Origin of the sequence: Duganella sp. BJB476, assembly GCF_003416895.1 — a bacterium.
Classification (GTDB): Bacteria; Pseudomonadota; Gammaproteobacteria; order Burkholderiales; family Burkholderiaceae_D; genus Rugamonas.
Window position 1 is genome coordinate 69,499 of record NZ_QVIO01000013.1, and the last position, 20,689, is coordinate 90,187.

Genomic DNA, 20,689 nt, shown 5'->3' on the forward strand with positions numbered 1-20,689 from the left:
ACCATGACGAGTAAAGAAGACCAAGCATCCGGGCGCGGCCTGGCTGCCTCCATCATGACGGCGGCGCTGATGCTGCCCGGCGTGCAGGCGCATGCCGAAACGCCGCCGGCCAACGGCAATATCACGCTGGGCTATTTGAACTACAAGGACAGCCAGTCTGGCCTGGACCGCATCACGGTGCACTCGCCGTCGGTGTCGATCATGGCGCCGGTGGCCGGTGTGTGGAGCATCGGAGCCTCGCTGGTGTCGGACGATGTGTCGGGCGCTTCGCCGCGCTACCACACGGCGATCTCCGGCGCCTCGCACATGCAGGACCACCGCACGGCGGGCGACGCTTCGGCCACGCGCTACTTCGAACGAGGCAGCGTGACGGTCGGCGCGGCGTATTCGACCGAGCACGATTACGTGTCGCGTGCGCTGTCGCTGCAAGGTAGCCTGGAGAGCGAGAACAAGAACACCACGTGGACCGTCGGCCTTGGCCACTCGGACGATCGCATCGATCCCGTCAACAAGATCGTCACTAACGAGAAGAAGCGCACCAGCAGTCTGCTGCTGGGCGTGACGCAGGTGCTGACGGCTAACGACATCGCCCAGCTGACGCTGACGCACAGCGAAGGCGAGGGCTATTTCTCCGATCCGTACAAGGCGCTGGACAACCGTCCGCGCAGCCGCGACGAGACCACGCTGCTGGTGCGCTGGAATCACCACCTGGCGTCGACCGGCGGCACCAGCCGGCTGTCCTACCGCTACTACCGCGACAGCTTCGGCGTGCGCGGGCATACGCTAGGCGCAGAATATGTGCAGCCGCTGTCGCAGGGCTGGACCGTGACGCCGGAAGTGCGGCTGTATTCGCAGAGCGCGGCGAGCTTCTACTACGATCCGCTCTACGACGCGAAGCTGGGCGCGCCGTTCCCTCCTGGGTACAACGGCAGCGGCTACATGTCGGCCGACCAGCGCCTGTCCGGCTTCGGCGCGGTGACGCTGGGCCTGAAGGTCAGCAAGCAGCTGGACAAGCTGTGGTCCGTTGACGTGAAAGCGTCGGTGTACCAGCAGCGCGGCAGCTGGCGCCTGTTCCACGAGGGCAGTCCTGGCCTGGATGCGTTGCGGGCGCAGACGATACAGATCTCGATCAACCGGCAATGGTAGACGCGAAATGGTAGACGCCATACACAGCACCACATTCCAGGCCATGGCCAGCCGCTGCGAGTTGCGGTTCGCCGCGCCGGACGCGCAGTCGGCGGCGCTGCTGGCGCAGCAGGCCATGGACGAGGTGCTGCGTATCGAAACCAAGTATTCACGCTACCGGCCGGACAGCATCGTCTCGCGCATCAATGCGGCGGCGGGCAAGGAGGCGGTGTGCTGCGACAGCGAAACCATGTCGCTGATGGGCTACGCGGCGGCGCTGCACGGCGCCAGCGAGGGGCTGTTCGACATCACCTCCGGCGTGCTGCGGCGGGCCTGGGATTTTCGCCAGCCCAAGGTGCCGCGCAGGGAAGTGCTGGAGCCCTTGCTGGCGCTGGTCGGCTGGGACAAGGTGGATTGCGGCGCGGAGGATGTGGCGCTGCGGCAGGCCGGCATGGAGATCGATTTCGGCGGCTTCGGCAAGGAGTATGCGGCGGACCGCGCTGCGGCGCTGTTGGCCGACGCCGGCGTGAAGCATGGCTACGTGAATTTGGGCGGCGACATGCGCTTCATCGGACCGCGCCTGAACGGGCGGCCGTGGAGTATCGGCATCCAGGATCCGCGCGATCCGGATAGCGTGATCGCGAGCATACCGGTCAGCACGGGAGCGTTGGCCACCAGCGGCGATTATGAGCGCTTCTTCGAGCTTGATGGGCAACGCTACTGCCACATCCTCGATCCGCGCGACGGCATGCCGGTGCGGTACTGGCGCTCGGTCAGCGTGCTGGCGCCGATGGCGATCGCCGCCGGCAGCTGCTCGACTATCGCGATGCTGAAGCAGCAGGATGGCTTGAATTTTTTGAATGCGTCGGACATGGGGTATCTGGCCGTGAACGATCAGGGGCAGATGCTGTTCAGGGATGTTTGAATAGGATGGAAATGATGAACAATTGGATGACGCGTTTGATGGCGCTGCTGGTGGCGGTGATCGCGCTGGCCACCGGTGCGCGAGCGGATGATTTTCTGGAGCCGGACCAGGCGTTCCAGCTGAAGGGTGAGCTGGTCGATGCGCACACGGTGCGGTTGTCGTGGGCTATCGCGCCGGGCTATCACTTGTACCGCGACCGTTTGAGTTTCAAAGCGGACGGTGCGCAGCTGGAAGCGCCGGCGCTGCCGGCAGGGCTGCGCAAGTTCGACACCAACTTCAACAAGGAGATGGAGACTTACCAGGGCAGCCTGGTGGTCAAGCTGCCGGTGGCTGCGACGGCGCAGTTCACGCTGCAAGTGGGTTATCAGGGCTGCGCGGATGCGGGCCTGTGCTACTCCCCGGCGACGCAGAGTTACCGCGTCGATCCCTCGACGCCGGGCAAGCTGGTGGCGGTCGATGCGCCGCCGGCCGGTGTTTCGGCCACGGCTGCCAGTGCTGCACCGGCCGCCGCGCCGGCCCATGAAGACGACAGCTCCCTCGCCCAGCGCACGCTGCAAAGCGGCAGTGCATGGCGCATCGGACTGGCCTTCCTCGCTTTCGGCCTGCTGCTGTCGTTCACGCCGTGCGTGCTGCCGATGGTGCCCATTCTGTCTTCGATCATCGTGGGCGAGGGCGCGGTGTCGCGCGGCCGTGGCTTCTCGCTGGCGCTCGCGTACTGCCTGGGCATGGCGCTGGTCTACACCTCGCTCGGCGTGGCTGCCGGCCTGGCGGGTGAAGGGCTGGCCGGCGCGCTGCAAAAGCCGTGGGTGCTGCTGACCTTCGGCGCGCTGCTGGTCGGCCTGGCCTTGTCGATGTTCGACGTCTACCAGTTGCAGCTGCCGAGCGCCTTGCAAAGCCGCTTGAGCGCGACCAGCGGCAATATGGGCGGCGGCCGTTTCGCCGGCGTGTTCGTGATGGGCGCCTTGTCGGCCCTGATCGTCGGCCCGTGCGTGGCTGGTCCGCTGGCCGGCGCGCTGCTCTACATCAGCCAGACGCGCAACGTCTGGACCGGCGGCTGGGCCTTGTTCTCGATGGCGGTCGGCATGAGCGTGCCGTTGCTGCTGACTGGGATCTCGGCCGGCAGCCTGCTGCCGCGTGCCGGCGCCTGGATGAACGGCGTGAAGAAAATCTTCGGCCTGCTGCTGATCGCGGTGGCGATCTGGATGATCACGCCGGTGTTCCCGGTGACGGTGATGATGGCTTTGTGGGGGCTGTTCGCGCTGTTGTGCGCAGTGTTCCTGCATGTACTGGAGCCGCTGCCCGCAGGCGCCAAGTCCGGCCTGGGCGCCTACGTCGGCAAGACGCTGGGACTGGCCTTCCTGGTCGGCGGCCTGTTTGAACTGGCGGGCGCCGCCAGCGCCGGCCGCGACGTGCTGCAACCACTGGGGCACCTGAGCCTCGCCCGCGCGGAAGGCGCCGCGCCGGCCGGCGAAGAAATCCGCTTCAGCCGCATCAAGACCGTGGCCGAACTGGATCAGGTGCTGGCGTCGAGCACCACGCCGGTGATGCTGGACTTCTACGCCGACTGGTGTGTGTCATGCAAGGAGATGGAGCGCTTCACCTTCTCCAAGCCGGCCGTCAGCGGCAAGTTGAAGCAGGTGCGTCTGATCCAGGTGGACGTCACCGCCAACAGCGCCGACGACAAGGCCTTGATGAAGCGTTTCGGCCTGTTCGGCCCACCGGGCATCATCCTCTTCAACGGCGGCAAGGAGATCCCGAACAGCCGCGTGATCGGTTTCCTGGCGCCGGAACCCTTCGTCCAGCACCTGAGCCGCCACCTCACTTCCTGAGCCGCTCGGTGTTATACCAGCGGCAGCGCGGTGGTGTCCTTGATGCGTTGCAGGGCGAACGAGGATTTCACGTCCAGCACCGCCGGGTGGCGCAGCAGCGTCGCCATCATGAAGCGCGAGAAGTGGTCCATGTCTTCCACATGGACCCGCAGCAGGTAGTCCATCTCGCCCGTCATCGCGTAGCAGGCCACCACTTCCGGCCACTGCTCCACCGACACCGCGAAATCCGCGCGCGGCGACACCGGCGCGTTCGGCGCGCCCAGCGCGCGGGCGTTGCTGTGCGCCGCCGCCTCGCTGTGCTTCTCCAGCCGCACGTTGACGTAGGCCAGCAGCCCCAGGCCGATCTTGTCCGGGTCCAGCAGCGCCACGTATTGACGGATCACGCCCGCCTCTTCCAGCCGCTTGATGCGGCGCAGGCAGGGCGACGGCGACAAGGCCACCAGCTCCGCCACGTCCTGGTTCGACAACCGGCCGTCGGCCTGCAAAATTGACAAAATTTTACGGTCGGTTTTGTCCAGCGCAATTTTGGTCATAAATACCTCAAAAATTCATGGTTCAGGCAATATTATTGCGCAGAACCGCGATCCGTGGGAATTGTTTGCAATTTAATGCTGGGGCAGCGGGTCTATACTGTGCGCTATTCAAAGAAGGAGACTCGCATGAAATTTACGCCTTGGGACAACCCGATGGGGACCGATGGTTTTGAGTTTGTCGAATACGCCGCACCCGATCCAAAAGCCCTGGGCGCGCTGTTCGAGAGCATGGGTTTTACCGCTATCGCCCGTCACCGCCATAAGGATGTGACCCTGTATCGCCAGGGCGACATCAACTTCCTGATCAACGCCGAGCAGGACTCCTTCGCCCAGCGCTTCGCCCGCCACCACGGCCCGTCCGTGTGCGCCATCGCGATCCGCGTGCAGGATTCCGCGTTCGCCTACAAGCGCGCGCTGGAGCAGGGCGCCTGGGGCTTCGACAACAAGAACGGCCCGATGGAGCTGAACATCCCCGCCATCAAGGGCGTGGGCGATTCGCTGATCTACCTGGTCGACCGCTGGCGCGGCAAGAACGGCGGCGAGCAAGGCTCGATCGGCGACATCAGCATCTACGACGTCGACTTCGTCGCCATCCCTGGCGCGGTCGCCAATCCGGTCGGCCATGGCCTGACCTATATCGACCACCTGACCAACAACGTCCACCGCGGCCGCATGAAGGAATGGGCGGACTTCTACGAGAAGATGTTCAACTTCCGCGAAGTGCGCTACTTCGACATCGAAGGCAAGCTGACCGGCCTGAAGTCGAAAGCCATGACGTCGCCATGCGGCAAAGTGCGCATCCCGATCAATGAATCGTCGGACGACAAGTCGCAGATCGCAGAATACCTCGACGAGTACCACGGCGAAGGCATCCAGCACATCGCGCTGGGCACCGACGACATCTACTCGTCCGTCGAAGGCATGAAGAAAACCGGCATCGCCTTCCAGGACACGATCGAGACCTACTATGAACTGGTCAACCGCCGCCTGCCGAACCACGGCGAGCGCCTGGAAGACCTGCGCCGCCTGCGCATCCTGATCGACGGCCATAGCAACGACACCGAACGCGAACTGCTGCTGCAGATCTTCAGCCAGAACGTCATCGGTCCGATCTTCTTCGAGATCATCCAGCGCAAGGGCGACCAGGGCTTCGGCGAGGGTAATTTCCGCGCGCTGTTCGAGTCGATCGAGCTGGATCAGATCAAGCGCGGCGTGCTGAAAGATCCAAGCGCCGCATAAGAAACAAGGGTGGAAAGCCGGCAGTCCCGCACAGAACGGGACACAGGCCTGTGGTACCCTATACGAAACCACATTTTTCCGTTCCGCCGTCTCCACAAGGGCCGGCGGATCGCGCGCTAATGGGCCAACCAGGCCCTGTAGCGCATGGCTTAAAGAATAATGGAGACACAATGAACGCACCTCACAAGGGCTCGCAACTGGAGCCGGGCACGCACTCGGACAACGAAATTTCACTCGACGACAAGTGGACGCTGGAACGCGGCCGGGCCTTCATGACCGGCACCCAGGCCCTGATCCGTCTACCGATGATGCAGCGCGAACGGGACCTGAAGGCAGGGCTGAACACCGCCGGCTACATCACCGGCTATCGCGGTTCCCCGGTCACCAGCGTCGACATGACGGCGATGAAGGCCAAGAAGTACCTGGACGCGCACCACGTCAAGTTCCATCCCGGGATGAACGAAGACCTGGCCGCCACCGCGGTCTGGGGCACGCAGCAAACCAATCTTTTCCAGGACGCCAAGTACGACGGCGTCTTCTCCATGTGGTACGGCAAAGGCCCCGGCGTGGACCGCTGCGGCGACGTCTTCAAGCACGCCAACAACGCCGGCTCCGCCAAGAACGGCGGCGTGCTGGTGCTGGCCGGCGACGATCATGCGGCCAAGTCCTCGTCCACCGCCCACCAGTCGGACCACATCCTCAACGCCTGCGGCATCCCGGTGCTGTATCCGTCGTCGGTGCAGGAATACATCGACTACGGCCTGCACGCCTGGGCCATGAGCCGCTACACCGGCCTGTGGGTATCGATGAAGTGCGTCACCGACATCATCGAATCCGGCGCCGTGGTGGACTTCGACCCGGACCGCGTCAAGATTGAACTGCCGACCGACTTCGAGCTGCCAGCCGGCGGCCTGAATATCCGCTGGCCGGACACCGTGCTCGATATGGAAGTGCGGATGAACAGCTACAAGTGGTACGCCGCACTGGCCTACTGCCGCGCCAATAAACTGAACCAGATCATCTGGGATTCGCCGAAGCCGAAGATCGGCATCATCACCGCCGGTAAATCCTACCTGGACACGCGCCAGGCGCTGGCCGACCTGGGCATCGACGAGCAGGCCGCCGCCGACATCGGCATCCGCCTGTACAAGATCGGCATGACCTGGCCGCTGGAAGCGGACGGCGTGCACGAATTCGCCAAGGGCCTGGACGAGATCCTGGTGGTCGAAGAGAAGCGCCAGATCCTCGAATACGCGCTGAAGGAAGAGCTGTACAACCTGCCGGACGGCGAGCGTCCGCGCGTGGTCGGCAAGTTCGACGACACCGGCGAGTGGAGCAACAAGGGCAAGACCGGCCACGGCGACTGGCTGCTGCCGGCCACTTATGAGCTGAACCCGGCGCAGATCGCGCGCGCCATCGCCTCGCGCATCGCCCACTACTGCGCCGGCCATCCGGTCGCGCAGCGCGTGCAGGAGCGCGTGGCCTTCCTGGAAGCGAAGGAACTGGCGCTGAAAACGCTGTCGGTCAAACCGAATCCGCAGACCGACCGTACGCCGTTCTTCTGCTCCGGTTGCCCGCACAATTCGTCGACCAAGGTGCCGGAAGGCTCGCGCGCGCTGGCCGGCATCGGCTGCCACTACATGGTGTTGTGGATGGACCGCGAAACCTCGACCTTCACCCACATGGGCGCGGAGGGCGTGACCTGGGTAGGCCAGGCGCCGTTCACCAACGAGAAGCACGTCTTTACCAACCTGGGTGACGGCACCTACTTCCACTCCGGGATCCTGGCGATCCGCGCGGCGGTGGCCGCCAAGGTCAACATCACCTACAAGATCCTGTTCAACGACGCCGTCGCCATGACCGGCGGCCAGCAGTTCGACGGTCCGCTCGATCCGGGCATGATCTCGCGCCAGATCGCCGCAGAAGGCGTCACGCCGATCATCGTCGTCACCGACGAACCGGAAAAATACCCGGCCGATTACAAATGGGCGGAAGGCGTCACCGTGCGTCATCGCAGCGAATTGATGGACGTGCAGCGCGAACTGCGTGACAAGCCGGGCGTCTCGGCCATGATCTACGACCAGACCTGCGCCTCCGAGAAGCGTCGCCGCCGGAAGCGTAACGAGTACCCGGATCCGGCCAAGCGCGCCGTCATCAACGAAGCCGTGTGCGAAGGCTGCGGCGACTGCTCCGTGCAGTCCAACTGCCTGTCGGTGGAGCCGCTGGAGACGGACCTGGGCCGCAAGCGCCAGATCAACCAGTCGTCCTGCAACAAGGACTTCTCCTGCACCACCGGTTTCTGCCCAAGCTTTGTGACGGTGGAAGGCGGCGCGCTGAAGAAGCCGAAGAAGGCTGCTGTTGGTGAGGGACCGCAAGCCGTGTTGCCTACGCCTGTGCTGCCGTCGACGGAAACGCCGTACGGCATCCTGATCACCGGCATCGGCGGCACCGGCGTGGTGACGGTCGGCCAGATCCTGGCCGTTGCTGCGCACGTCGAAGGCAAGGGCGCCATCGTGCTGGACATGAGCGGACTGGCCCAGAAGGGCGGCCCGGTGATGTCGCATGTGCGCCTGGCGGACAAGCAGTCCGACCTGCACTCGACCCGCGTCGGCACCGGCAGCGCCGACCTGGTGGTGGGTTGTGACCTGATCGTCACCGCCTCGCGCGACGCCCTGTCGCGCATGGGCGAAGGCCGCACGCACGCGATGATCAACTCGACCGGCTCGTCGACGGCGGCGTTTGTGAAGAACCCGGACTGGCAGTTCCCGGATGCTTCCTCGCGCGGCGAAATCGTCAAGGCCTGCGGCAATGAGCTGGTGGACTTCGTCGACGCCGGCCAGATCGCCACCGCGTTGATGGGCGATTCGATCGCCACCAATATGTTCATGCTGGGTTACGCGTTCCAGAAGGGCCATGTGCCGCTGAGCGAAGCATCGCTGATCAAGGCGATCGAGCTCAATGGCGTGTCGGTGGGCTTCAACAAATCGGCCTTCAACTGGGGCCGCACCGCCGCGCACGACCTGGCGTCCGTGACCAAGCTGACCACGCCGGCCAAGGTGATCGAGTTCAAACGCATCCAGACGCTGGACGACATCGTCGCCCGCCGCGTCGAGCTGCTGACGGCTTACCAGGACGCGGATTATGCTAAACAGTATAAATCGTTTGTCGACCAGGTCCGCGCGGAAGAGGCCAAGCTGGGCAAGAGCACCCGCCTGAGCGAAGCCGTGGCGCGCTACTACTACAAGCTGATGGCGTACAAGGACGAGTATGAAGTCGCGCGCCTGTACACCGACGGTGCATTCCAGCAGAAGATCGCCGGCATGTTCGAGGGCGACATCAAGCTCAAGTTCCACCTGGCGCCGCCGCTGCTGGCCAAGCACGATGCCGAAGGCCACCTGATCAAGCAGGAATTCGGTCCGTGGATGATGAAGGCGTTCGGCGTGCTGGCCAAGTTCAAAGGCCTGCGTGGTTCGAAGCTGGACATCTTCGGCTACACGGCGGAGCGCAAGATGGAACGCGCGCTGATCGGCGAGTACCGCGACACCGTGACCTCGCTGCTGCCGAAGCTGACGGCCGAGAACCTGTCGCAGGCCGTGGCCATCGCCAGCATCCCTGAAGACATCCGCGGCTACGGCCACGTGAAGGAGCGTCACTTCAAGGCGGCCAAGCAGAAGGAGGCGGCGTTGCTGGCTTCCTTCGGCAAGCCGGTTGACAGCCATACCAACGCTGCATAAAAAACGGCCCCTCGCGGGGCCGTTTTTTTTCGCCTGTCCGCCAGATTCACACCTTGCGCAGCGAGCAGACCGTATCGAACCACGCCTGCATGCCGACCAGCGGCTGAGGATTAATCGGCAGCAGCGCATTGATGTTGACACCGTTGCCTCGCCCGCCGTTCTTCTTGTCCCACCATACTCCGGCGTTCAGGTCATCCAGCGCCGGCGCCGGTCCGAAGGCCTTTGCCGCCTCCGGGCCTATCCCTTGCGCCGCCACCTCGACCCGGCGTCCGTTGCGGCCTTCGGCGGCCCGGCCGCCGCTGATCCATCCCAGCGAGTTCGACACCGCCACCACGCGCGGATGGATGCCGCGCGTGACGAACACCCGCATTCGCGCCGAGCCTATTTTCTCTCCATTGCCGCGATAAGCCTGCAGCGCCGGCTGGTCGGCCGGGCCGGATTGCGGCCGGTAGGTGGTCAGCTCGACCATGTCGCCGCTTTTCAGGCCGAGTTTTTTTGCCGTCGCAACGTTGATCCACATCGGGTTGTCGTGCACGATCTCCACCAGATATTTTTGCGACGCGGTACGGCCCTGCGTGTGGACATTCCACTTGAAGGTGCTGAGGATGAAGCGGTCCGCCGGCAGCTTGCGGTGCGACGGGATCTGCACGAAGGTGGGCATGCCGTCGTCGTCGAAACCGCGCGTCTTGGCCACCAGCGTCACCTCCGGCGCGTGGATTTCGAACTTGCGCGACGGCGTGGCGAAACCGCGTACCGCCGCGCCGCCCGCCATCAGGCCGATCGCGCTGTCCTTGCCCTTGTCGTTGGGCCGGTAGACCACGCCGGTGGCGGCATCCACCCGGCTGCCGTCCAGCTGCTTGCCGCTCAGCGGCTTCTGGAACACCTCGTACGGTTTCGGCTGGGAGGTGTCGACGTAGACCCCGTAGTGCTTCATGTATTCGAAGCCGTCCTTGAACTGCTTGCCGTCCGGCCCCGTGGCCGGCAGCTTCGAGCACTGGATGCGCACGAAGTCCTCGTGGCTGCCGAACTGGAAGTACTTCGCCTGCTCCGGTCCGAGGCGGCGGCCGATGTCGAACAGCACGTCGGCGAAGCTGCGCGCTTCGCCCGGCGGCGGCGTCAATGGCTGGCGCAGTGTGACGAAGTGCGTCAGTTCCAGGTTGTTGCGGATGTCCAGGCCCCAGCGTTCGAGGTAGGTCGCATCGGGCAGGATCAGGTCCGCATAATGGGCCATCTCCGAGTAGACGATGTCCGAGCAGGCGTGGAAGGGAATCAGTTTCTCGTCCATCAGCACCTCGACCGTCGTGCTGCGGCCCTCCGGCCACGTCATCGGCGAGGTGATTGTGTAGCTCAGGTAGACGTCCAGCCTGGCGCGGCCCTGGCGCAGATAGTCGTAGACGATCTGGCCGACTTTCATCTTCTGCCAGCGGTTGGCCAGCGGCCAGTCCGGCGGGTCTTCCAGGTCGGTGCGGATCTTGGGCGTGGGCGGCTGGGGCTGCGGCTGCGGATAACGGCTGATCGACAGCTTCTCTTCCAGTCCGTAGCAGTAGCCGCCCGGCCGCGCGATCGAGCCCACCAGCGCGTTGAGCATGATCACCGCGCGCTCGGCATTGAACCCGTTGTAGTGGGCGCCGGCGCCGCGGTTGGTGAAGGCCGCGACTGTGGGCCGCTTGCGCGCGAACTCCAGCGCCAGTCGCTCGATGTCCTGCGCGGCGATGCCGGACAGCTTGGCGGCCCACGCCGGCGTGCACGGGGCCAGCCAGCCGCGTATCGTCTCAAGGCCGGGCTGGACGAACTTGTCGATGAAGTCGCGATCGATCTCGTTTTCGCGGACAATCACATGCGCCATCGCCAGTGCGACCGCGCCGTCGGTGCCGGGAAACGGCTGGTGCCATTCGTCGCTGCGGCCGGCCGTGTTGGACAGACGCACGTCGAACGTCACCAGCTTGGCGCCGTTGTCGAAGCGCGCCTTGACCACGCGGCTCACCAGGTGCAGGCCACCCTGGTGCGCCTCGTAGAAATTGGCGCCGAAGTTGAGGAAGTACTTGCAGCGTTCGGCGTCGATCGATTCCCAGTCGGTTTCGCCGAGCGAAACGTAATTGGCGGCGCGCTTGTTGGAGGAGCACAGCGCGCGGTGGTTCAACTGCACCGGCGTGCCGATCGCGCTCAGGAAGCGGTTGATCTCGGCGTCGATGCGGGAGCGGCCCTGGTGCAGCGCGACCCGCTCCGGATGGCCGCTGTCGATGCTGGCCTGGATGCGCTGCGCCACTTCGGCGTAAGCCTCGTCCCAGCTGATGCGCTGCCACAGGCCCGCGCCGCGCGCGCCGACCCGTTTGAGCGGATACAGCAGCCGCTCCGGGTAATCGTTGATGGTCGGCCCGGACTGGCCCTTGGCGCAGGTCATGTAGCTGCCCATGTTGGGATCGAGCGGATTGCCGCGTATCTTGATCACCTTGCCGTCCTGGACGAAGGCTTCGATGCCGCACACGGTCGAGCAGTTCAGGCACACGCTGGTGATGCGTTTGGCGTTGCGGTAATCGTTCTTGACCTTGCGCTGCCCGCCATCGGCCAGCGGCCGGTAGTTCAGCGCCTGCGCGGCGTTGGGCGTCAGCAGGATGGTCTCGCCCAGACCCAGTCCGGCCATCGAGCCGATGCCGCTCTTGATGAATCCCCGACGGTCCATGGTCATGCTCCCTTCGGTTTCGAGAACTCCGATTTCAGCTGGTCCCAGGTGTCGATCTCGTAGGAGAACGGATCATGGCTGCGGCCCTTGGGTACCTTGTGCGCCATCGCGCGCGGCACCACGCCGCCCAGGCCACGGTACTGCACCAGCGGCTTGGTTTTTTCCTCCGGCTTGAGCGGCGCCACCTGCTGGCGGTGCTTTTCATGGAAGCGGCTGACCGGGCTGGCCGGATCGTTCAGGTCACCGAACGCGAACACGTCGGCCGGACATACCTCCACGCAGGCCGGCGCCATGTCGGCCGCCAGCCGGTGCGAACAGAAGTCGCATTTGTCGGCCACTTCCGCCACCGGGTCGATGTGGATGGCGCCGTAGGGGCAGGCCTTGATGCAGTCGCGGCTGCGGTCGCAGGCGGCATCGTCGATATGGATGATGCCATCGCTGCCGCGCACGATCGCGTCGTTCGGACAGGCGTCCAGGCAGGGCGCGTCCTCGCATTGCATGCACAGCGTCGGCAGGAAGGCGCGCCTGGTCGTCGGCTGCTGGTTGTACGGGTTGATCGCGGCGAAATCGTAGTAGTACACCTTGGTGCGGAAGTGGCCGAGCGAGACGGAATTCTCGACCTTGCAGGCCACCGAACAGGCATGGCAGCCGATGCAGCGTTCCAGGTCGATAGCCATGCCCCATTTGGGTCCGGCGCTGGTGGATGTGGTCATGAGACTCTCCCCGGTAGATAAAAACGCCTTGCCCGCCCGGCGCGTCTGCTGATTAGACCACAAAATAATGCATATGCAATCGCGAATTCATTCGTTCTGGTTTGATCCCCGGCTTGATAAGGTGGCATCCCTTTCTCACCCCGGATCACCTCAATGAAAACAAAATTTGAATTGAAGCCGCTGGCGGCGGGCGCTATCGCGCTGCTGTGCGGCGCTGCCGACCCTGCGCTGGCGCAGGAGGCGGGCGCGGTCACCGCTGCGCCGCCTGCCGTCGTCGTCACCGGCTCGCGCATTCCGCGCGCCAGCCTGGAAGGGCCGTCCGCCGTCACCGTCATCACCGGCGAGGACATCACCAAGCAAGGCTACAAGAACGTCTTCGACGCGCTCAGCAACCTGACGCAGAACAGCGGTTTCACCCAAGGCGCCGACTTCGGCAACACCTTCACGCCGTCGGCCAACACCATCAGCCTGCGCGGCCTCGGACCCAATCACACGCTGGTGCTGCTCAACGGCCGCCGCCTGGCCGATTTCCCGATCGCCTACGAAGGCACGGTCAACTTCACCAACCTGGCCAATATTCCATCGAGCGTGGTGGACCACATCGAGATCCTCAGCGGCGGCGCTTCGGCCGTCTACGGCTCGGACGCGATCGCGGGCGTGGTCAACATCATCCTGAAGAAAAAGGCCACGGGCCTGGACGTCAATCTCAAGGCCGGCGGCACCACGCGCGGCGGCGGCGGCGACCAGCGCCTGCAGCTGACCGGCGGCGATAGCTACGGCAAGCTCAATGCGCTGTTCAGCGCGGAGTTCCTGGAGCGCGATCCGCTGTGGAGCCGCGAGCGCGAATTCATGAGCGCCAAGGTGGGCGTGGCGCCGACTCCTCTGCTGTGGCGCAAGAACGTCGACACCGGCAAGTACATCGATCCTGGCGACACCTGCGCCAAGTTCGGCGATCTGTTCGGCGGCAGCACCGTCAAGTACACGGGCAAGGCGGGCAGCTACTGCGCCAGCCCGAAAGTGGCGCCGACCTACTGGACCACGCAGACCAAAAACAGCAGCCAGAACCTGTTCGGCAGCGCCAACTACGAGCTCTCGCCATCCACCACCTTGTTCGCCGAGGCGCTGTATGGCCAGAACCGCAGCGCCAACAACACGCGCGGCCCGTCGTGGACTTCGGTGGCGACCGCCGACACCTATTTCTGGAACCAGAACACCAAGGCCAACGAGGCCTGGAACCGCTACATCTCGCCGGAGGAAATCGGCGGCGTGCAGCGCTACAACCGCAGCTGGGACGACCAGGCCGCGTCGCTGTCGTTCGGCGCCAAGGGCACGATCCCGGGCACCAGCTGGCAGTACGAGGCCGGCTACACGGCCTCGCTGTACAAGAGCGAGAGCCACACGCCGCGCGCGCTGGCCAACATCGACAGCTTCTTCCTCGGCCCCAAACTGGGCGTGGACGGGGACGGCGTGCCGATCTACGCGCCCGATCCGGCGCGCCTGACCACGCGCCTGACGCCGGCGGAATTCGACAGCATCACCGGCACTGCGGTAAGCAACGACAAATCGTGGACCAACACCGTCAGCGTCAGCGCCAACGGCGAAGCGTTCAACTTGCCGGCCGGTCCGGTCAAGCTGGCGACGGTGGCGGAGCTGGGCAAGCAGGGCTTCTCGAATACGCCGGACCCGCGCATCAACCAGGGCTACTTCAATACGGTGACGCCGTCCGACGTGACGGCCGGCACCCGCAAGCGCTATGCACTGGGCGTGGAGGCGAATGTGCCGCTGCTGGAGAAGCTCGATGCCACCGTGGCCACCCGCTATGACCGCTACAGCTTCGCCGGCCGCAGCGACGGCAAGCTGGCCTACAACGCCGGCCTGGAATGGCGCCCGGCCGCGCAACTGCTGCTGCGCGCGAACCATGCCACCAGCTTCCGCGCGCCGGACATGAACTACATCTACAAGGCGCGCGGCACCGGCTACTACTCGTCGACCACCGACTACTACCGCTGCGCCAAGGCCGGCCAGCCGATCGACACCTGCGAGTTCGCCAACGTCTCGCCGGGCGCGAACTACGTGCAGGCCGGCAGCAAGGACCTGCGCTCGGAAAAAGGCCGTTCCTCGGGCCTGGGCGCGGTGTGGTCGCCGAGCACCAACTTCGATGTGTCGCTGGATTACTGGAACATCAAGATCGACGACCTGGTCACCAACCTGAGCGCCGACAAGCTGCTGCGTGACGAATCGAATTGCCGCATCACCGGCGACCTGACCTCGCCGACCTGCGCCGACGCCATCGACCGTATCGTCCGCAATCCGCTGACGGCGTTGAACAAGCCGGGCGAGATCAAGGAAATCCATGTCAACCCGATCAACGCCGCATCGACCAGCGTCAGCGGGATCGACGTCAGCGCCAAGCATGTGTTGCGCACCCAGGCTTATGGCGTGTGGATTTCGAAGGTCAATTATTCGAAGACGCTGAGCGCCAAATCGCGCCAGTTCTCCGGCGACGACCTGAGGGACGACCGCGAAGACCTGGGCAACTCCGACTGGCGCGACAAGCTCAATGCCAGCCTGACGTGGAACCAGGGCGATTGGTCGAACACACTGTTCCTGCAGCGCTACGGCAAGGTGCCCAACGCGGGCGGCACGGCCTTCCTGTCGCCGACCACCTTGGCCAACGCCAGCGTCGTGTATCGCCTGAACCAGCGCACCACGGTGTCGGTGGCGGTCAACAACCTGTTCAACAAGGTCAAGCCCGACAACAGCGGTGGCTGGCCGTACTACCCGGTGGGTAACTACAGCCCGACCGGCCGCCAGGGCTGGGTCGAGCTGAATTACCACTTCGGTTCCTAAGCCGGCCGGTGTTGCGCGACCAGCTCGCGCAGCGCCGGATCGCTGATCTCGAATACCTCGAAGATGCCCAGTGCCGCCATCGCCGGCACCGCGTCGACGATGTCGGCCCGCGCTTCGTCGCGGGCCTGTTCCGTGCTGCCCTCCGCCTGCAAGGTGCGGGCATTGGCCAGGAAGGCGCCGACGGTGCCCTTCCTGACGGTGACGCCGTTGAATTCTCCGGTGTTGACGTGGTCCGGCAGTATGTCCTGTGCTCGCATGATGCAATCTCCTGTGGTTGATGAGGACTCCATCTTGCCAGCGCGCTTGTGGCCTGACTTGTGCGGCGATGCCATAATGTGTCGCATGCAAGCCAAATCCTCCCCCTTGATCGATCCCGCCCGCGCTGATGGTGACGACGGCCCGCTGCTGTTCGCCGCACTGTCGTCCGCCGGCATGCGGTCGACGGCGCCGCACAGCCACGCGCGCGGCCAGGCCATCGGCGCCTTGAGCGGCCTGCTGACGATAGCCACGGAGCGCGAGCGGCTGGTGGTGCCGCCCGGGTATGCGATCTGGATACCGCCGCACCATCGGCACGGCCTCGATGCGCATGGACCGGTGAGCGCGTGGAGTGTCTACCTTGCGCCGGACGGCTGCGCGGCGCTGTCCGCGCAGCCGCAGGTGTTCCAGGTCTCCGGCCTGCTGAGGGAAGCGGTGCTGCGCGCCGGCGCATGGACGCAGCCAGCTGCCGAACCGACAGCGGCGCAGCAGCGCATCTTGGCCGTGATTCTCGATGAATTGTCCGCCGCGCCGCGCGAGCGTTTGGTGCTGACCATGCCCACCGACCGCCGCTTGCTGAAGATCGCGCAGGCGCTGGCCGCCGATCCCGCCGATGCGCGCTCGCTGAACGATTGGGCTGAGTGGGCCGCGATTGCGCCGCGCACGCTGACCCGGCGCTTCGTATCGGAGACCGGCCTGTCCTTCACCGATTGGCGCCAGCGCGCGCGCCTGATGCGGGCGGTGGAACTGCTGGCCGCCGGCCAGGCCGTCACCGGCGTCGCGCTGGAACTGGGCTACGACAGCCTGAGCGCCTTCATCGCCATGTTCCGCCGCGCGATGGGAGTGGCGCCCGGCGGATTCGCCGCCGCCCACGCGGCGGCATTGGCACTGCCTTAAGCCTTAACCTCGGCCTTGAGCGCCGAGGCGTGGCCGGCATACTCGGTCAGCCAGTACAGCAGCGCCAGGCCGGGGAAGGCCATGCCGGTCAACAGCGCCGCGTGCCAGCCGTGGGTGGCGTACATCCAGCCGCCCAGCGCCGAACCGAGCGCGCCGCCGGCGAAGAACAGCGCGAAGTACACGCCATTCAGGCGGCTGCGCACTTCCGCGCCCAGTGTGAAGATGGCGCGCTGACCCAGCACCAGGTTGGCCGCCACGCCCATGTCCAGCACGATCGACGCAATCACCAGGAGCGCCAGCGCCACGTTGCGCAGTTCGGGAACCTGCGGCGCCAGCATCGGCAGTGCAAAACCGGCCACGCCCAGCGCCAGTGCGGCGGCGGTCGCCATCAGCGTGTGGCCGGCGTCGGCCAGGCGGCCGGCGATCGGCGAGGCCACGGCGCCCGCCATGCCGACCAGCGCGAACACCGCGATGCCGGTCTGCGACAGGTGAAACTGCGGGCCGGCCAGCATCAGCGGGGTGACGGTCCAGAACAGGCTGAAGGAGCCGAACAGGCCTGCGTGATAGGCGGCGCGGCGGCGTAGCAGCGGCGTGCGCAGGAACAGGTGCCACAGGGACGCCATCAGCGCCGGATAGGCGATCTTCGCGGCCGGCGCGCGCAGTGGCAGTTTGGCGCGCAGCACCAGCGCCACCGCCAGCACCACCAAGGCGGCGCCGCCGAACACCACGTGCCAGTTGCTGGCGTCGGCGATCAGGCTGGCGGCGGGACGGGCCAGCATGATCCCCAGCAGCAGGCCGCTGACCACCTTGCCGACCGTGTGGCCGCGCGTCTCCTCTTTCGACAGGTGCGCGGCGAACGGCACGATGATCTGCGCCGCCACCGAGCCCAGGCCGATGCCCAGCGCGGCCGTCAGGAACATCCAGGCGCTGGTGCTGAGCGCGGCCAGCACCAGCATGGCGGCGGTGAACAGCAGGCCGGTGACGATCAGGCGGCGGTTCTCCAGCAGGTCGCCCAGCGGCACCACGAACAGCAGGCCGAGGGTGTAGCCGATCTGCGTCAGCGTGACGATCAGGCCGGCCGCCTGCGGCGACAGCCCGGTGGCGGCGCTGATCGGGCCGACCAGGGTTTGCGCGTAGTACAGGTTGGCGACGATCAGGCCGGTCGCGGCGGCCAGCAGCAGCACCATGCCGGGGCTGATGTCGTCTTGTGTTGGATTGCTCATGCTGACTCCATGGGTAAGTGGGGATGGGCAGAGTCTAGACAAAAGCCGGGCAAAGATAATCAGGGCATAATGCACCTATACTTTTCATATTATGTGAACAATCATGGACAGACTGAAGGCCATGCAGACCTTTGTGCGGATCGTCGAGGCCAACAGCTTCACCAAGGCCGCCGAAACGCTGGACCTGCCGCGCGCCGCGCTGACGGCGACGCTGAAAAACCTGGAAGCCTTCCTCGGCGTGCAGCTGCTGCAGCGGACCACGCGCCGCCTGTCGCTCACGCCCGACGGCGCCGACTACTTCCAGAAGTGCCTGGAGATCCTGCAGGCGGTGGAGGATGCGGAAAGTGGCTTTCGTGGCCAGCACGCCATCCGGCCCAAGGGTAAGCTGCGCATCGAGCTGCCGGGCGCCGTCGGCCGCCGCCTGGTGATACCGCATATCGGCGGCTTTTGCCGCGACTATCCGGACATCGAGCTGGTGGTCAGCCTGGCCGAACGCATGGCCGACCTGACGCAGGAGGGCATCGATTGCGCGCTGCGCGTGGGCGTGTTGCCGGATTCGGCGATGATCGGCCGGCGTCTCGGCGACATGCAGTTCCTCACCTGCGCGACGCCGGCCTACCTAGCGCGCCACGGCGTGCCGCGCACGCCGCAGGACCTGGGCCAGCACCGCGGTGTGATGCATTTTTCCGGCCGCACCGGCCGCCCCTTCGAATGGGACTATCTGGTCGGCGGCCGCGTGTTCGTGGCCGAACCGGTCGCCGCGATCGCCGTCACCGATCCGGACGCCTACATCGCCTGCGCCTTGCAGGACATGGGCCTGATCCAGGCCGCGCGCTACCAGGTGCGTCCGCACCTGGCCAGCGGCGCGCTGGTCGAGGTGCTGGCCGACACGCTGCCGGCGCCGATGCCGATGTCGCTGGTCTATCCGCAAGGCCGCATGGCGTCGCCGCGCGTGCGCGCCTTCGCCGAGTGGATCGGGCAGCTGTTCAAGGACAATCCGGACCTGCAGAATTAATTTGTAAGCAATCTGTAACCCCGGTAACGGCAGCGGCTTTGCCGACTATAATCTGCGGCGATGAAACTGACCAAGACACTCGCTTCCTGCTCCGCCGTGCTGGCGCTGTTGACCGCTTGCGGCGGCGACAGCGCCCCTATGCCAACGCCGGTGCCGCCGCCGGACCCCACCCCAACACCAACACCAACGCCCACGCCGCCGCCGGTGTATGCGGACGCCAAGCCGGGCACCTCGGCCGTGTTGTGGAACCGCTGCGAGGTCATGCACCCCGGCCACCTGCAGAACGAGCAGGGCACGCAGGCCGACGAGAAGGGCTTCGTGCGCGCCGTCACCGACGAAGTCTACTTGTGGAACAAGGAAGTGCCGGCGCTGAACGCCACCGAATACCCGACCACGGTCGCGTATTTCGACGCCCTGAAGACGCCGCTGCTGACCGCTTCCGGCCGCCCGAAAGACCGCTTCCACTTCAGCTATCCCAACGAAACCTGGGAGGCGCTCTCCAAGGGCGTGGAACTGGGATATGGCGTGACCTGGGCCGCGGGCGCCAACAAGGTGCCGCGTACCTGGGGCGTGGCCATCGTCGATGCGGGATCGGCTGCCGCGGCGGCCGGCGTGCGTCGTGGCGATGTGCTGATCATGGTCGACGGCGTCGACTTCATCAACCGCTATGAAACGTCGGTGGTGGCGGCGTTCAACGCGGCGCTGTATCCCGCCAAGGTGGGCGAGCGCCATACGCTGACGCTGTGGCGCGACGGCGGCTCCTTCGACGTCACGCTGGCGGCGGGCGAGGTGTCGGTGGCGGCGGTGCAGAATACGCGCGTCATCGATACGCCGTCCGGCAAGGTCGGCTACCTGACCTTCAACAGCCACACCGCGCCGGCGGAGAAGCAGCTGTACGACGCCGTCAGCACGCTCAAGACGGCGGGCGTGGGCGACCTGGTGCTGGACATGCGCTACAACGGCGGCGGCCAGTTGACCACCGCCAGCGAGCTGGCCTACATGATCGCCGGGCCGGCCGCCACCAACGGCCTGACCTTCATGAAGTACACCACCAACGGGCGCCTGAATCCGGGGCGGCCCACGCCGTTCATCGCCAGGTCGCAGGATTCGTATGTCGCCCAGCCGCTGCCCTTCGGCACGCCGCTGCCGCACCTGGACCTCAAGCGCGTCACCATCCTGACCAGTCCCGGCACCTGTTCGGCCAGCGAGGCGCTGATCAACGGCCTGCGCGGCATCGATATCGACGTCACGCTGGTCGGCGGCCAGACCTGCGGCAAGCCATACGCCTTCGTTCCGCTGCCGAACTGCGGCACGACCTACTTCATCGTGCAGTACCAGGGCGCCAACCAGAAAGGGCAGTCCGACTTCGAGGAGGGCTTCGTGCCGACCTGCAAGGCCGCCGACGATCTGGGGCACGCGCTGGGCGATCCGGCCGAAGCCATGCTGGCGCAGGCGTTGCGCCTGCAGGCCGGCCAGGCCTGCGCCACGCCGGCGGCGGCCACCGCGCTGCGGCAGGGCGGCAGCACCGCGCGCGCGCCTGCGCCTGCGCGGCCGGAGGTGATGACACGCTTGCCGCTGAAGGAAATCGCCATCGTACCGGCCGACAGATAGGCGTGGTGCGCCGCTGAGCAAAGCCGACTATAATTTTCGACACGACCGATGCCTGCCAGC

The 20,689-nt window shown here is 65.6% G+C and carries 14 protein-coding genes; 9 read left to right on the forward strand and 5 right to left on the reverse strand.

Annotated features, from left to right (window positions below; translation table 11 throughout):
- Window positions 1-3 precede the first annotated feature (3 nt).
- Genes D0T21_RS30530 through dsbD form a run of 3 tightly spaced genes read left to right on the forward strand, consistent with a single transcriptional unit; the run spans window position 4 to window position 3,879 of the window.
- Window positions 4-1,146: a DUF3570 domain-containing protein gene (locus tag D0T21_RS30530; RefSeq protein ID WP_116993749.1), complete on the forward strand. Its 1,143-nt coding sequence runs from the start codon at window positions 4-6 to the stop codon at window positions 1,144-1,146.
- 7 nt (window positions 1,147-1,153) lie between these two features.
- Entirely contained in the window at window positions 1,154-2,050 is an 897-nt protein-coding gene (locus D0T21_RS30535; protein ID WP_116993750.1) for an FAD:protein FMN transferase, read from the forward strand.
- A gap of 11 nt (window positions 2,051-2,061) precedes the next feature.
- Window positions 2,062-3,879: a protein-disulfide reductase DsbD gene (dsbD, locus tag D0T21_RS30540; protein WP_229211705.1), complete on the forward strand. Its 1,818-nt coding sequence runs from the start codon at window positions 2,062-2,064 to the stop codon at window positions 3,877-3,879.
- 11 nt (window positions 3,880-3,890) lie between these two features.
- Here the strand turns inward: dsbD and D0T21_RS30545 are convergent, their stop codons facing one another.
- Entirely contained in the window at window positions 3,891-4,412 is a 522-nt protein-coding gene (locus D0T21_RS30545) for an Lrp/AsnC family transcriptional regulator (protein WP_008444048.1), read from the reverse strand.
- A gap of 126 nt (window positions 4,413-4,538) precedes the next feature.
- On the opposite strand from D0T21_RS30545, the gene hppD reads away from it, so the two are divergent.
- Both hppD and D0T21_RS30555 read left to right on the forward strand, forming a co-directional pair.
- Window positions 4,539-5,651, forward strand: a complete 1,113-nt coding sequence (hppD, locus tag D0T21_RS30550; protein WP_116993752.1) for a 4-hydroxyphenylpyruvate dioxygenase — start codon at window positions 4,539-4,541, stop codon at window positions 5,649-5,651.
- Between the two features lie 170 nt (window positions 5,652-5,821).
- Window positions 5,822-9,385 (forward strand): indolepyruvate ferredoxin oxidoreductase family protein, encoded by a 3,564-nt coding sequence (locus D0T21_RS30555; RefSeq protein WP_116993753.1) that lies wholly within the window; start codon window positions 5,822-5,824, stop codon window positions 9,383-9,385.
- 46 nt (window positions 9,386-9,431) lie between these two features.
- Here D0T21_RS30555 and D0T21_RS30560 read toward each other — a convergent pair whose 3' ends face one another.
- Both D0T21_RS30560 and D0T21_RS30565 read right to left on the reverse strand, forming a co-directional pair.
- The gene (locus tag D0T21_RS30560; RefSeq protein ID WP_158568078.1) at window positions 9,432-12,065 is read right to left on the reverse strand and encodes a molybdopterin-dependent oxidoreductase; all 2,634 of its coding nucleotides are present in this window, start codon (window positions 12,063-12,065) and stop codon (window positions 9,432-9,434) included.
- Window positions 12,066-12,067: 2 nt separating this feature from the next.
- Complete coding sequence (locus tag D0T21_RS30565) at window positions 12,068-12,778, reverse strand: 4Fe-4S dicluster domain-containing protein (protein WP_116993755.1); 711 nt, start codon at window positions 12,776-12,778, stop codon at window positions 12,068-12,070.
- A gap of 153 nt (window positions 12,779-12,931) precedes the next feature.
- On the opposite strand from D0T21_RS30565, the gene D0T21_RS30570 reads away from it, so the two are divergent.
- Window positions 12,932-15,628, forward strand: a complete 2,697-nt coding sequence (locus tag D0T21_RS30570) for a TonB-dependent siderophore receptor (RefSeq protein WP_116993756.1) — start codon at window positions 12,932-12,934, stop codon at window positions 15,626-15,628.
- Here D0T21_RS30570 and D0T21_RS30575 read toward each other — a convergent pair.
- Window positions 15,625-15,885 carry a hypothetical protein gene (locus tag D0T21_RS30575; protein WP_116993757.1) on the reverse strand — a complete coding sequence of 87 codons (261 nt, stop codon included), beginning with the start codon at window positions 15,883-15,885 and terminating at the stop codon, window positions 15,625-15,627. The two genes, D0T21_RS30570 and D0T21_RS30575, sit on opposite strands and share 4 nt — an antisense overlap.
- Before the next feature lie 76 nt (window positions 15,886-15,961).
- On the opposite strand from D0T21_RS30575, the gene D0T21_RS30580 reads away from it, so the two are divergent.
- Window positions 15,962-16,780, forward strand: coding sequence for a helix-turn-helix domain-containing protein (locus D0T21_RS30580; protein ID WP_116993758.1), 819 nt, complete (start codon window positions 15,962-15,964; stop codon window positions 16,778-16,780).
- Here the strand turns inward: D0T21_RS30580 and D0T21_RS30585 are convergent.
- A complete protein-coding gene (locus D0T21_RS30585) occupies window positions 16,777-18,003 on the reverse strand; it encodes an MFS transporter (RefSeq protein WP_116993759.1) in 1,227 nt (408 codons plus the stop codon). The two genes, D0T21_RS30580 and D0T21_RS30585, sit on opposite strands and share 4 nt — an antisense overlap.
- A gap of 103 nt (window positions 18,004-18,106) precedes the next feature.
- Between D0T21_RS30585 and D0T21_RS30590 the strand changes: the two genes are divergently transcribed.
- Entirely contained in the window at window positions 18,107-19,018 is a 912-nt protein-coding gene (locus D0T21_RS30590) for a LysR family transcriptional regulator (RefSeq protein ID WP_116993760.1), read from the forward strand.
- Between the two features lie 60 nt (window positions 19,019-19,078).
- Complete coding sequence (locus D0T21_RS30595; RefSeq protein WP_147328216.1) at window positions 19,079-20,629, forward strand: S41 family peptidase; 1,551 nt, start codon at window positions 19,079-19,081, stop codon at window positions 20,627-20,629.
- Window positions 20,630-20,689 lie beyond the last annotated feature (60 nt).